Source organism: Vibrio sp. Isolate34 (assembly GCF_022397915.1).
Taxonomy (GTDB): domain Bacteria; phylum Pseudomonadota; class Gammaproteobacteria; order Enterobacterales; family Vibrionaceae; genus Vibrio.
Genome location: NZ_JAKEUO010000003.1, coordinates 22,546 through 35,517, shown reverse-complemented (window position 1 = coordinate 35,517; position 12,972 = coordinate 22,546). Strand labels below are relative to the sequence as shown.

The following is a 12,972-nucleotide window of genomic DNA, read 5'->3' as shown; positions in this document are numbered from 1 at the left end:
TTCGGCAGTGCTCAAATTCTTAATTAAAGTAAATCCATACAAGGACTTATTAATTAGGAATGCTCATGTCTATCGCTCAACCTTACCTTCTTTTTCTTGGGGATGTTACTGACCCATTGGCTGCAAAAACTGCTCGTGGTATTCACCAATGGCGACCAGAAATCTGCCTCGGCCAATTACGTTTAACAGAACAGACAGTTTCTCTTGGCTTGGCGGATATGACCTTACAACAGGCACAAGCGCAGGGGGTGAAAACGCTCGTGATTGGCACTGCAAACCCGGGCGGCGTTATTCCTGACTCATGGCAACCTACGATATTAGCCGCTGCAGAAATGGGATTTGAGATTGCATCCGGCATGCACCAACGCTTGAGCGAATTTTCACCGCTTGCTGACATGCAGCAGCGAGGATTGACTAAGCTTCATGATGTACGCCATTTTGATGGTGTTCTTCAGGTTGGTAATGGTAAGCCTCGTCAAGGTAAGCGCCTTCTTACGGTCGGTACCGATTGCTCTGTAGGCAAGATGTTTTCGGCGTTAGCGATTGAAAAGTCGCTTAAAGAAGCGGGAACCTCTGCTCAGTTTAAAGCGACAGGGCAGACAGGTATCTTGATTGAAGGCAGCGGTATTTCAATTGATGCTGTGGTGGCGGATTTCATTTCTGGCGCGGTTGAAGCGATCAGCCCCGATTTTACCGACCACGAATGGGACATTATTGAGGGGCAGGGTTCATTGTTTAACCCTTCTTTTGCAGGTGTGAGTTTGGGTTTGTTGCATGGCGCGCAAGCTGATGCTTTGGTGTTATGTCATGAAGTGGGGCGACCACATATTCGCAACCTTCCGCATGCTAAATTACCAACGATAGAACAGACGATTGACGCTAACTTACAAGCCGCGCGATTAACAAATCCAGATGTGAAGCTGGTGGGTATCTGCCTGAACACATCGGCGATTAGCATTGAAGATGCTGAGGCATTGTGCCAAGAATGGACCACACTTTATCAAGTACCAGTGACGGACCCTGTGCGTTTTGGTGTACAACACATTACTGATCATTTGCGACATTCACTTTAACGACTTCATCATTTCTAAGTTTCCATTTGTTAAAGCGAACATCAACCGAGTGAAATTATGAAGATTACAGCAGAACCTATTACTATCGCGATGCAAACGCCTTTTCGCATCTCTCGAGGCAGCCGAACTGAGTGTCACGTTGTTCGTGTTTACATTGAACATGATGGCAAACAAGCTCAGGGAGAGTGCACACCTTACCCAAGGTATGGCGAGTCATCAGAGTCTGTATTGGCGCAAATCCAACAAGCGTCTAGCGCACTTGAAGCCATGTTTGAACGAGGCATTACCGATCCCGCTGAGTTGAGAGATCATCTTCAGTCTTTATTGACCGGAGGGGCAGCGCGAAATGCGGTCGATTGTGCGCTTTGGGATTTTGAAGCGCAGCAGAACGACCAGAACTTTCCTAATAGCTTGTTCGAGTTACCAACGAAGATTGTTACTGCTATGACAGTCTCGATTGGCACACCAGCAGCGATGGCAACTCAAGCTCGAGATTATGTGGCAAACGGTGCGAAACTCTTAAAAGTGAAGCTTGATGGTGAGCAAGTGGTAGAACGCGTGCGCGCTGTCCGAGAAGCTGCACCAGGTGTTAAAATTGTACTGGATGCTAATGAAGCGTGGACTGGATTGAATCTCGAAGAATTGTTCAATCAACTGACTGAGCTTGATATCGCGATGATCGAGCAACCTTTACCACAACAGCATGATGCCTCGCTGGCACACATCAAGCATCCTATCCCACTGTGTGCTGATGAAAGCTGCCATACCACTTCTCAACTGTCTTCGTTGTTGGGCAAGTATGAAATGGTCAACATCAAGCTTGATAAAACAGGTGGTTTGACAGAAGCATTAGCACTAGCCGAAGAAGCGCAAAGGCTTGGCTTTACTCTGATGTCGGGCTGTATGCTTGGCACTTCACTTGCCATGCGTGCTGCGCTGCCTATCGCCGTACAATCTGAGATTGTCGACCTCGACGGCCCTGTATTACTTGGTCAAGACGTTTCGCCAGCACTGACTTATCGAGATGGGATGATCATTCTTTAACTCGTTGAGTCTCGACCATTAAATTGACGTAATACTAATGAAATCGCATAGGTGAAAGCCTATGCGATTTTTTCTATTGATAAAGTAATCACGTTTCTGTCGGTGAAGTCACTTTCTTCTCTCTCAAAATAGACAGTCTGGGGTTTATAAAATAATTGTTATGGTGTTTTATGTGAAATGTTAATGATTACTCTTGCTTTCATAGTTTCACTAAAACTATTTGAAGTGGCTTTAAGTCAGGCTAACCACCTAACTGATTGAATCATTGACCTTTACTGTTTGTTTTTGATGAGAAGAAGGTGGGGCGAGTGAGTAGTCGTGTCTCAGAGGTGGTAGACAACAAGGACAGTTTTGAACGTCCATTTCCGATCAAGATTCCGCGTCGTAAGTGGTTTGGCTGGAAAGGCATAGAGTTGCGTTTGGTGCTGGCGTTAGCCATGTTATCGATGACTACCATCTTCCTCTCGGTAGTCTCCAGTTTCACCTTTGATAACCTAAATCAACGCCTTGTTGAGCTAAAAGAGAGTGAAATCCCCGCTTTAGATAACGCGGCTCGCCTCAATGACATGGTGCGTGTCATTATCACAACCTCATCGCAACTCAGTGATGCCGAATCCAATTTAGAGCGCAAACAAGCGATGCTCAAAATTGAAGATGCTATTTCAGTCATGAATAGCGTTATGGTGAAATTCACCGATTACCACTCCTATTTTAAAGATCTTATCGCCCAAGTTAACAATAGCCTCAGTCTGTTGTACCAAAGTGAGATTGAATCAGAGCAGCTCAACCAAGAACTTCGTAATCTACTCGAAGGTTTTTATCCCTTATTGCAGCAAGCCAGTGATTCCCTCGATAGCTTGCCTGATTCAGCCAAAGAGCAGGTTCAATACACGCAATTAAAGTCCCTGCTGTACTACCAATTAGGCTTGGTAGAAAAACTGTATAACGACTCGAGCTTTAATGAGCTGGATTACACCAGCTTACGATTAGAGCAGGTTGGAGAAGAGTGGTGGCAGCTTTGGGTAAGTGGCGATCTAAGAAGTGAATTTCCAACACTGGACCATCAGCTCACCGTAATTTACAACCTAGCTTCAAGTGATAGCAGCTTGTATGGGCTGAAAAACAAAGCGCTCGATCACCTTTATCAAGAGCAGTATTTCTTACAAAACAGCCGTGAGCATTTGAATCAGTTAACGGTGCAAATCGAACGCAACACCAGCCAAGTGAACCGCAATATTGATCAGTCGATTCAGCAGGCGCAACACTCTTTGCAATCCAACCAACGTTTATCACTTTTTCTCTCTCTTTTTAGTGTTTTAGCCGCTGCAGCTATTTCATGGTTCTATGTGCGCAAGAGTATTTTAGAAAGGCTATTACAGCTTAAAGACAACATGTTCGCGATTTCTACAGGCCATTTAGATACCGAAGTCGCGATTCGTGGCAAAGATGAAGTGACGCAAATGGCTAAGTACCTAAAGGTATTTCAAACTACAGCCAAAGTGGTCAAGCAAACCAACCGCAAATTGGAGGCTGAGGTGGAAGAACGCACCTTAGCTGAGGCCAAGCTACGTGTTACTCAGGATGAGCTCATTCAAGCCGGAAAACTGGCCGCGTTAGGGCAATTAAGTGTCGGGATCACGCACGAGATCAATCAACCTCTGACCGCAGTAAACAGTCACGTTCGAAGTGCTCAATTATGGTTAGGTAAGCAAAGGCCAGACAGAGCAGAAGAGAACCTGAAAAAGATCGAGATCCTATTAGATAAAGTGGCTGCGATTACACGTCACTTGAAAGCCTTCTCACGCAAGAGTGACGGCAAAATTGATAATGTTGAGTTGGATACGGTGATTGGCGATGCGATAGATCTCTTTGAAACTCGACAAAGTAGAGTGTTAATTCACTATTCCCCACAATGCGACCAATTGGTGCGAGCTAACAGCATTCGCTTAGAGCAGGTGCTGGTGAATTTGATCAGCAATGCGCTGGATGCAGTTGAACATAGAGATCAACCTCAGCTTAACATCTCCACTCAAGAGCACCTGAACTCCATTCAGATATCAGTTAAAGATAATGGATTAGGGATACCCGAAGAAGACATTCCTTACCTGTTTGATCCGTTTTATACCCGCAAGACCACAGGCAAAGGACTCGGCCTCGGCTTGTCTATCGCATTCAACATAATTAAAGACTTTGGTGGCTCGATTCACGTCGAATCGGTTGAACACCAAGGCACCACTTTTATCGTCACTCTACCAAAAGGCACAAACTCATGACTTCAGAAAAACACATAGTTCTTATCGACGATGAAACCGACGTCGTTGAAGCCGTGAGTGAAATGTTGGAACTCGAGGGTTTCCGTGTCACTAGCTTTACCGACCCAAACCTTGGCCTAAAATCCCTCAAAGCAAACAGTCTGTCGGTGGTGTTGTGTGATGTGCGAATGCCACAAGTCGACGGGCTTACGTTGTTGAGCTCAATCCAACATCGCGCAGCCAATGTTCCGGTATTACTGATGAGCGGGCATGGTGATATTCCTATGGCAATCGAGGCGATGAAGTTGGGTGCGTTCGACTTTCTGGAGAAACCCCTCAATGCCAGTGAGTTGGTAGAAAAGCTCGACTTGGCGTTGGCACAGTGTCAGCACAACAGCCCTGCAACGTTAGACGACGCACAGGATACAGAACTACCGATTGAATCTGTGGTTATCGGGCAATCCAAAGCGATGGCCACCATACGTAAGCAAGTGCTTGCGCTCTCTCATACTGGCGTCGACACCATCATTAACGGCGAGACTGGAACGGGCAAAGAGGTGATTGCTCGCGCCTTACATCAATTTAGCCGTCGTAAGGCAAAGCCGTTTGTCGCAATAAACAGTGGTGGCATGACAGAGAGCATTATTGAGAGTGAGCTGTTTGGTCATGAAGCGGGCTCGTTTACCAGTGCCAATAAGAAACGCATCGGCAAAATAGAACAAGCCAATGGTGGCACTCTTTTCCTTGATGAAATTGAAAGCATGCCGATTGCAGTGCAGATTAAGTTGCTACGTGTGATTCAAGAACGAGTGATCGAGCGTGTTGGTGGCAATGAATTGATACCTGTCGATATTGTAGTCGTCGCTGCCAGTAAAGCTGACCTCGCAAGCCTCAGTGAATCCGGTGAATTTAGAGCCGATCTCTTCTATCGCTTAAATATTGCCAGCCTTACCCTCCCGCCACTGCGCCAACGCAAAGAGGACATTCAGGTATTGTTCCGCCACTTTGTGATTCAAGCAAGCCACAAATACAAGACACGTCCTTCGACGATTTATCCGGAACAAATTCAGCAGCTATGCCGACATGAATGGCCTGGAAACGTACGTGAGTTACGTAATGTTGCCGACCGATTTGTACTCGGTATTGTCGGCGATGGCTTTGATCTGCAATCGCCAATTTGTGAATCGACTGGGGAAGATTTCGCCTTTGAAAAGCAGATGGAGCAGTACGAGAGAAATGTATTAACCGAAGCCTTGATAGAGAGCGCAGGCAATATCAATGAGGTATCAAGCAAGCTGAATCTGCCCCGAAAAACGCTTTATCGAAAAATGAAGAAACACCAGTTGGATAAAGAGAGCTTTAAAGCCTAATTCATTAACTTGGTTCTTGAGGAGCAAAGAGCAAACATAAACCAAAAGACAAAGCGGAAGAAAAAGCACAAGACAACAATGACCCATTTATCATTTAGTCGAATGACTAACCTTTTCAAGTGATTGTAATAAAAGAGTTTTAATATTTGGCACAAAGCGTGCAATCCCAACATTGTGGCATCAGCCCACATGAGGTCATCTCAGAAAAATAGAAATGACCGGATTAAGGAAATTAGAAAAATAATTGCTTGTTGCAAGGAGATACAAACATGAAGCAAATACTGAAAGGTTCGATTGCTCTGATACTCGGCGTTAGCTCAATGACAGCATGGGCGGCGACAGAGTCAGCAAACCTAGGACCTCGTCCCCTCTTTTTAGTCAACAATATGGACGAGAGCCCTTTGAAAACCAAGCTGCTCAGTTGTAGCGAAGGGCCTTTTCATCGTAGTGATTTTTCTATTGGGCATCGTGGAGCTGCAATGCAGTTTCCCGAGCACACTAAAGAATCTTACTTAGCGGCGATTCAGATGGGAGCCGGTGTCGTAGAGTGTGATGTCACTTTCACTAAAGATAAGGAATTGGTGTGTCGACATTCTCAAAGTGACCTGCACACCACGACCGATGTATTGGCTCACCCAGAGCTTGTTAAGAAATGTTCAGTTCCATTTAAACCTGCGAACCCTGCGACAGGTGAAGATGCTCAGGTTGAGTGTCGTACTTCCGATTTCACGCTGGCGGAGTTTAAGACGTTAAAAGGAAAAATGGATGGGGCGAACCCGAAAGCAACCACAGTCGAAGAGTACATGAACGGTACTCCGGGTTGGCGAACGGATCTATACAGCCAGAGCGGGACGTTGATGACACACGCAGAAAGTGCGGCGCTGTTTAAAGAGCACGGCGTAAAGGTGACTCCTGAATTGAAATCGGCAGCGGTTGAAATGCCTTTCAATGGTTTCAGCCAAGAGATGTACGCGCAAAAGTTGGTGGATGAATTAAAAGAAGCGGGCTTTGCACCTTCAGAGGCTTACTTGCAATCGTTCAACCTGGATGACGTGAAGTACTGGATCAAAGCAGCCCCAAAATTCGGTAAACAAGCCGTGTATCTTGATGACCGTGTATACGAGCAAGCGGACTTTGTCGCTTCTGTTGAGAACATGAAAGAGCTGCACGATGCGGGTGTAAACATCATCGCGCCACCTCTGTTTGCTCTGGTTGATTTAGATGAGAATAACGAACTGGTTGCATCTAATTACGCTAAGCTCGCTAAAGATGCAGACCTCGACATTATCGCATGGACTCTGGAGCGTTCAGGCCCACTAGCGCAAGGCGGCGGTTGGTACTACAAGAGCGTGAAAGATGGCATCAACAATGATGGCGACATGATGAAAATGCTCGATGTGTTGGCACAAGATGTAGGTGTGATGGGCGTATTCAGTGACTGGCCAGCAACGGTAACTTACTACGCAAACTGCATGGATAGCGACGCCTAAGTTATCTGGATTATTGAAGAATAATAAGAGAAAAAGCAGTGAACCAAAGAGCCTTCGGGCTCTTTTTTTACCACAAAATCGATGGGACATAAATGACCCAAATACAAGCATCTGGGTTGGACATGAATGACTCAAAATAGATTGTTGAATTTGGTTGTTTATTTAAGTTGTTGAATTTAAATGAATAAAAATATGGCACAAAGGCTGCAATAGTGACGGTGACTTTCAACAATAAGTAAAAGTAAGGTTTGAATATGAAAATCAGTGTTAAAGGACTGTTAATCGCTAGCTCATTACTACTTCCTTCAATGGCTATGGCAAGCGACTGCTCTAGCCGTGGTGTGTTAGACGATCGATACTGTGATGAAAACCAAGATTTGGTGGCAGATTCGCCAAAGAATCCAGATGAGTGGAATGACCCAAGTACGCTTGTGTTCACCTACACACCAGTAGAAGACCCTGCGCTATACAAAGATGCGTTTGCCGACTTCCAAGCTCACCTAAGTAAAATTACAGGTAAGCGAGTGATTTACTACACGGTGCACTCGAACTCTGCACAAGTAGAAGCGATGCGTTCTGGTCGTTTGCACGTAGCTGGTTTCTCTACGGGCCCAACTGGCTACGCGGTTAACCTAGCGGGTTACGTTCCAATTGCAGTGAAAGGCGATGAGTCTGGTTTCCAAGGCTACAATCTGATCACCATTGTGCGTAAAGACAGTGGCATCAACACCATGGCTGATCTAAAAGGCAAAAAGGTTGCACACACTTCTGCATCATCAAACTCTGGCAACCTAGCTCCTCGTGCGTTATTTCCAGCTAAAGGGTTAGTACCAGATGAAGACTACAAAGTGCTTTACTCAGGTAAGCATGACCAATCTATCCTAGGTGTCTTCAACGGAGACTATGATGCAGCACCTGTGGCATCTGACGTGTACGACCGTATGGTGGCAGCAGGTCGTGTTGATGATTCTGAACTCAAGATCATCTACCGTAGCCCACGCTTCCCAACGTCTGCTTTCGGTTACGCTTACAACCTAAAACCAGAGCTAGTTGAGAAGATCAACGAAGCTTTCTTCAGCTACCGCTTCACACCAGAGATGAGTGCATCATTCAAAGGTGCAGACCGTTTCTCGCCAATCAGCTACAAAGAAGAGTGGGATGTGATTCGTGATATCGCCCACGCGACAGGCACGGCTTACACCAAAGCAGGTTTAAAAAAACTGGCTGAAAAAGACGCCGCTAAACGTGCAAAGAAAAAAGCCGCTGAGCTAGCAAAGCAAGTAAACAACGGCTAATTCTTAGTTCCAAAGAAGACTTTGGCTTCATATTAAGCTTAGGTCTCCCAGAACACTTACTTCAATTAAGTATCTATGCCCTAGCGGGTAGGGCATAGATCATTCTAAAATTCGCACAAGGAAATGCAGTATGGCCGTAGCAAGCTATGACGGAATAAAGATCAACAACCTATTTCATGAATATGTGGCAGGCAAGCCAATCCTTAAAGGCATTAATATTGATATCGACGAGCCTGGCATCATCGCGATTATTGGCCCGTCGGGTACCGGTAAAAGTACACTTCTGCGTTGTATCAACCGCCTTAATGACCCAAGCCAAGGTGAGATCATATTTGATGGTGCCGACCTGACTCAACTAAAAGGCCAAGCACTTCGTAAACAGCGCCGTCATATCGGCATGGTATTTCAAGAGTACAACTTGGTAGAGCGTTTAACGGTTATCGAAAACGTGTTGAGTGGACGTTTAGGTTACATGACCGCTTGGAATGCTTGGCGTCGTAATTATTCAGCACAAGACTTAGCAAAGGCTTTTGAGTTGCTGGAATTTGTTGGTCTGCAAGACTTTGCCAACCAACGTGCCGACAGCTTATCTGGCGGTCAGAGGCAGCGTGTTGGTATCGCTCGTGCAGTAATGCAAGACCCATATATTCTTCTTGCTGACGAACCTACCTCATCACTTGACCCGAAAACTGCGGTTGAGATCATGGAGTTAATGGAAACCTTCGCTGAACAGAAAAACATCCCGGTGTTGGTGAATATCCATGATGTGAACTTAGCCAAGCGTTATGCCAAACGCATCATCGGTATGTGCAATGGCAAGGTGCATTACGATGGCAGCCCTGAAGGCATTTCAGAGGAAGATCTGAAAATTATATATGGGGGTGAGTCATGGCTGGATTAAACCCAAGCTCATCGTCAAGCGTTTCATCAAACACATCGCCAACGAGCCATGAAACCCCATTCAAGGTGTCATGGACGAACCGTGCGATCATCGCTGGCATTATTGCTTACCTGTTCTACAGCTTGTCGACATTAGGGCTGACGTTTGACCGTTTGATCATCGGCTTTGGTGAAAGTGAGCGATTACTATCTAGAATGTTTCCGCCTGATTTTTCGCGTACCAGTTTGTTGTTAAGTGGTTTAGCAGAGAGCTTACAGATCGCGATTATCTCAAGTTTCTTCGGCATCGTTATCTCGCTATTTTTAGGCTTGCTTGCTGCGAGAAACATGATGCCGTCAATCGTATCAACGCCTATACGTGGTTTTATTGCCTTGTGCCGTTCTTTTCACCCAGTGATTATCGCTATCTTGTTTGTGAAAGCGGTGGGCTTTGGGGCGCTGGCTGGGATTTTGACCTTGGTGTTTGCATCGATTGGTTTCATTGCGAAGCTTTTCGCCGAAGCGATTGAAGAGATCTCTTTTAAACCGGTTGAAGCAATTAAAGCGACAGGCGCTAGTTTTACTAGTGTGATTTTGTATGCCGTTATGCCACAGGTATTTACGCGTTTTATTGGCTTTGCAAGCTACCAGTTGGATTCCAACCTACGTAACTCAACCATGGTAGGCATCGTAGGTGCGGGCGGCCTTGGCGGGACACTTTTCTCTGCCTTCCAACGTTTCGACTACGACTTCGTCGCCGCTATTTTGATCACCATTATCGCACTGATTCTTGTCGGTGAATTTCTTTCCAACATTGTTAGGAGAATCTTCTAATGACAACTGCATCTATCGATAGAGAGTGGCAGCGCTTTACACCCAACGAACGTGTGGCTCGATTCGCCGTTTACCTCAGCCTTGTGTGTGCCATCGTGTGGTCTTGGCAGACGGTAGAAGTGATTCCTGAATTTCTTTATGACGCGCCTGCTCAGTTTGCGGATATGTTCGAGCGAATGGTGCCAATGGACTACGGCTTCTATCCAGAATCGATCCACGCGGCGATGATTGAAACCTTACACATCGCGACGTTAGGAACACTGTTTACTTTGGTATTTGCGATTCCTTTAGCGTTGTTAAACGCACCAAACATTACACCTAATAAAGCGTTGAACTGGGTCGCTCAATTCTTCCTCGTGTCTTCACGTTCAGTGAATTCATTGGTTTGGGCACTGCTGTTTATCGCACTGTTTGGCCCCGGTGTTCTCGCAGGCATCATGGCAATTGCAATTCGCAGTATCGGCTTTGTAGGGAAGCTGTTAGCGGAAGCCATTGCCGAAGTGAACATGGGGCCTATTGAAGCTTTACGCGCAACGGGTGCTTCGTGGATGAGTATTCTGCTGAAAGGGTATTGGCCACAAGTGATGCCAGCGTTCTACTCCATCGTATTGTTCCGTTGGGACATCAACGTGCGTGAATCTGCGGTATTGGGTTTGGTGGGCGCTGGTGGTATTGGTGTGGTGCTAAACGATGCGCAAAACCTTTTTGAATGGCAAAAGGTTTCGATGGTATTGGTGAGTATTTTTGCTGTGGTTATCGTTGCAGAAGCTGTGGTGATCCACATCCGTAACAAACTGATCTAATGAAGTGTTGCGAGCACTATGTTTTTTGTGACATGTGTTTTGTGTGAAAGTTGAGAGCTTATCTAGCACTTTGAAGCTCAAACGACCCTAGGTACTTCGGTCTACCTAGCGGTCGTTTTTTTATGTCATCTGAGCGGACATAAAGCTTATTAGAAGTGCAGGTTAGCCTTTAAGTGTCTAGCTTTTTACTGCCAGAAGTGCATCGACAAATTCTGCAAACCCATAGCCACCCGGCTGCGACATAACCTTATTTGGGTGATGATCTAGCTTATCCCAATAGTGCTTAATATTAGCCACGCCAACGGTCAGACGTAACGACTCGAACATCTGTTGGTCGTTCATTGAGTCACCGACATAGCAGGCTTGATTATGGATTTGTTCAAGTGATAAGCCTTTATTCGTAAGGAAACGGTGCACTGCGTTTTTCTTAGAGTGCTCGCCATACCAAGCATTGATATGAATCGAACTTGCTGTCGCGTGCGCACCTAAAGCATGTATTCTTTCGAGTACCGCTTGCACTATTTCAGGATCAACAGGCTTTCGATTCTGTCCGATATCAATCGCGACCTCACACAAGCGATAAGATTGGTCCAAAGTTAGGGATAGGTCTGGGTAACTCAGCAAGATCTCCTCGACTTGTTGTTTGAGCCTTGCTTGGGTCTGGCGCACTTGTTCTAGCGGCGTTTCCGATGAAAGCTGTAATGCGGCATCTTGTTTCTCTAATAAGAAGGCGCCGTTCTCTCCAAGCACGGCATCGACAGGCCATAGTTGTGCAATATGATCACACCAACCTGCACAGGCGCCAGTCACCGCAACCACTTTGATTCCACTATCTCTCAGCTTTTGTAACGCAATCAGGGTTTCTGGAGGGAGTGAACCTTGCCAAGTGAGCGTGTCATCGACGTCGGTTAATACCCACTCGATGTGCTTCCAGTTATTGTCTAGTTGGTGTTTCATTCAAACTCACTTATTCCATTGATTGTGTTATATGGAGCGTGTTAATTAAGCTCAATGCAGAGCTAAAAGATAACGTGCTTAGAAAATACAGTGCTTGGCAAAATCGCCAGCTTCATTAGCCGTCCAGTCACCTTTAGGCTTTTCTTTCATGTCCGCACACCAAGCTTCACTGCCAACCTCGGTACAAGCCATTAATTGAGTGGCTAGGAAAAGTATCAACGCGACTTTCTTCATAACAAATATTCCGTTTTGATCTAGATTTCGGATAACTCTATCAAATACTATTCGTGATTGTTATAGCAACTAGAGACTTAAAGACGATATGGATTTGAGCTGAAATAGCGATTTGGTAATGAGAGGGGATGATTGAGTCTCAAGATCGAAAAAGCCAGCAACGTGTGCTGGCTTTGCAATTCTTTATAAGCTTCTATTCGTTAGTAAGCTTGAGCTACTTGAGTAATTATACCAGTTTCATCTCTTGGATGATGTCCGAAGCAATCTCTGGCTTGGTACTTGTTGGTTTCTCGTGTAGGTCTGCTTTTAATTGTCCCTTACGGTTACTTAGGCCCGCTTCAAGTTTCTTGAGTGCTGAAGCGATAGCTGGATACATAACGTCATCTGTAGCTTTTGCGCTTACACGTACACCTTCGTAGTTGGTGAACACTTCAACCTGATGTTGACCATGTTCTTTTGTAATGATGATGTCGCAGCTAATCAGTGATGGAAAATGGTTAGATATCTTTTCGAATTTACCTTCGATGTCTTTACGTGAGTCGTCGTTAATTGATACGTGATGTGTTTGAACGTTTATTTTCATAAATCATACCTTTCCAATGACTGTGTCATTTAAACGTAGCAAACATCGGATAGTTTAACCAACAGCGAAATAGCACATGTGTGATTCACTTCAGTGTTATCAAATAATCTCCTCTTAGTCCCTTGAAAGTCCGATGAACTGATCGCATATTATGTTTC

At 45.4% G+C, this 12,972-nt stretch carries 12 protein-coding genes; 9 read left to right on the top strand and 3 right to left on the bottom strand.

The features are described 5' to 3' along the window. The first annotated feature begins 65 nt into the window (after positions 1–65). From dgcN to phnE (L1D22_RS04705), 9 genes are all read left to right on the top strand, one after another. A complete protein-coding gene (gene dgcN / locus L1D22_RS04745; RefSeq protein ID WP_239828873.1) occupies positions 66–1,073 on the top strand; it encodes an N-acetyltransferase DgcN in 1,008 nt (335 codons plus the stop codon). A 57-nt stretch (positions 1,074–1,130) separates the two neighbouring features. Continuing rightward, positions 1,131–2,117: an N-acetyl-D-Glu racemase DgcA gene (dgcA, locus tag L1D22_RS04740; protein ID WP_239828872.1), complete on the top strand. Its 987-nt coding sequence runs from the start codon at positions 1,131–1,133 to the stop codon at positions 2,115–2,117. Positions 2,118–2,416: 299 nt separating this feature from the next. Continuing rightward, positions 2,417–4,390, top strand: coding sequence for an ATP-binding protein (locus tag L1D22_RS04735; protein WP_239828871.1), 1,974 nt, complete (start codon positions 2,417–2,419; stop codon positions 4,388–4,390). Next, positions 4,387–5,739 (top strand): sigma-54 dependent transcriptional regulator, encoded by a 1,353-nt coding sequence (locus L1D22_RS04730; RefSeq protein WP_239828870.1) that lies wholly within the window; start codon positions 4,387–4,389, stop codon positions 5,737–5,739. The genes L1D22_RS04735 and L1D22_RS04730 overlap by 4 nt, the downstream gene beginning before the upstream one ends. Before the next feature lie 269 nt (positions 5,740–6,008). After that, complete coding sequence (locus L1D22_RS04725) at positions 6,009–7,229, top strand: glycerophosphodiester phosphodiesterase family protein (RefSeq protein ID WP_239828869.1); 1,221 nt, start codon at positions 6,009–6,011, stop codon at positions 7,227–7,229. A 254-nt stretch (positions 7,230–7,483) separates the two neighbouring features. Continuing rightward, positions 7,484–8,524: a phosphate/phosphite/phosphonate ABC transporter substrate-binding protein gene (gene phnD / locus L1D22_RS04720; RefSeq protein WP_239828868.1), complete on the top strand. Its 1,041-nt coding sequence runs from the start codon at positions 7,484–7,486 to the stop codon at positions 8,522–8,524. 130 nt (positions 8,525–8,654) lie between these two features. After that, positions 8,655–9,425 (top strand): phosphonate ABC transporter ATP-binding protein, encoded by a 771-nt coding sequence (gene phnC, locus L1D22_RS04715; RefSeq protein ID WP_017631561.1) that lies wholly within the window; start codon positions 8,655–8,657, stop codon positions 9,423–9,425. After that, entirely contained in the window at positions 9,413–10,237 is an 825-nt protein-coding gene (gene phnE, locus L1D22_RS04710; RefSeq protein WP_239828867.1) for a phosphonate ABC transporter, permease protein PhnE, read from the top strand. Before phnC ends, phnE (L1D22_RS04710) begins: the two co-directional genes overlap by 13 nt. Further along, positions 10,237–11,040: a phosphonate ABC transporter, permease protein PhnE gene (phnE, locus tag L1D22_RS04705; RefSeq protein ID WP_086714298.1), complete on the top strand. Its 804-nt coding sequence runs from the start codon at positions 10,237–10,239 to the stop codon at positions 11,038–11,040. Before phnE (L1D22_RS04710) ends, phnE (L1D22_RS04705) begins: the two co-directional genes overlap by 1 nt. Positions 11,041–11,217: 177 nt before the next feature. Here the strand turns inward: phnE (L1D22_RS04705) and L1D22_RS04700 are convergent, their stop codons facing one another. The 3 genes from L1D22_RS04700 to raiA form a co-directional block, all read right to left on the bottom strand. Next, entirely contained in the window at positions 11,218–11,997 is a 780-nt protein-coding gene (locus L1D22_RS04700) for an HAD-IIB family hydrolase (protein ID WP_239828866.1), read from the bottom strand. 78 nt (positions 11,998–12,075) lie between these two features. After that, positions 12,076–12,231 (bottom strand): DUF3012 domain-containing protein, encoded by a 156-nt coding sequence (locus L1D22_RS04695; RefSeq protein WP_017631564.1) that lies wholly within the window; start codon positions 12,229–12,231, stop codon positions 12,076–12,078. A 226-nt stretch (positions 12,232–12,457) separates the two neighbouring features. Then, on the bottom strand, positions 12,458–12,814 hold the full coding sequence (raiA, locus tag L1D22_RS04690) for a ribosome-associated translation inhibitor RaiA (RefSeq protein WP_239828865.1): 357 nt from the start codon (positions 12,812–12,814) through the stop codon (positions 12,458–12,460). Positions 12,815–12,972: the final 158 nt, after the last annotated feature.

Bases quoted from the DNA above. Each gene is read 5' to 3' on its own strand.
- L1D22_RS04695 (WP_017631564.1), bottom strand. From the start codon at position 12,231: ATGAAGAAAGTCGCGTTGATACTTTTCCTAGCCACTCAATTAATGGCT.
- phnD (WP_239828868.1), top strand. From the start codon at position 7,484: ATGAAAATCAGTGTTAAAGGACTGTTAATCGCTAGCTCATTACTACTT.
- dgcN (WP_239828873.1), top strand. From the start codon at position 66: ATGTCTATCGCTCAACCTTACCTTCTTTTTCTTGGGGATGTTACTGAC.
- dgcA (WP_239828872.1), top strand. From the start codon at position 1,131: ATGAAGATTACAGCAGAACCTATTACTATCGCGATGCAAACGCCTTTT.
- L1D22_RS04725 (WP_239828869.1), top strand. From the start codon at position 6,009: ATGAAGCAAATACTGAAAGGTTCGATTGCTCTGATACTCGGCGTTAGC.
- L1D22_RS04700 (WP_239828866.1), bottom strand. From the start codon at position 11,997: ATGAAACACCAACTAGACAATAACTGGAAGCACATCGAGTGGGTATTA.
- raiA (WP_239828865.1), bottom strand. From the start codon at position 12,814: ATGAAAATAAACGTTCAAACACATCACGTATCAATTAACGACGACTCA.
- phnE (WP_239828867.1), top strand. From the start codon at position 9,413: ATGGCTGGATTAAACCCAAGCTCATCGTCAAGCGTTTCATCAAACACA.
- L1D22_RS04730 (WP_239828870.1), top strand. From the start codon at position 4,387: ATGACTTCAGAAAAACACATAGTTCTTATCGACGATGAAACCGACGTC.
- phnE (WP_086714298.1), top strand. From the start codon at position 10,237: ATGACAACTGCATCTATCGATAGAGAGTGGCAGCGCTTTACACCCAAC.
- phnC (WP_017631561.1), top strand. From the start codon at position 8,655: ATGGCCGTAGCAAGCTATGACGGAATAAAGATCAACAACCTATTTCAT.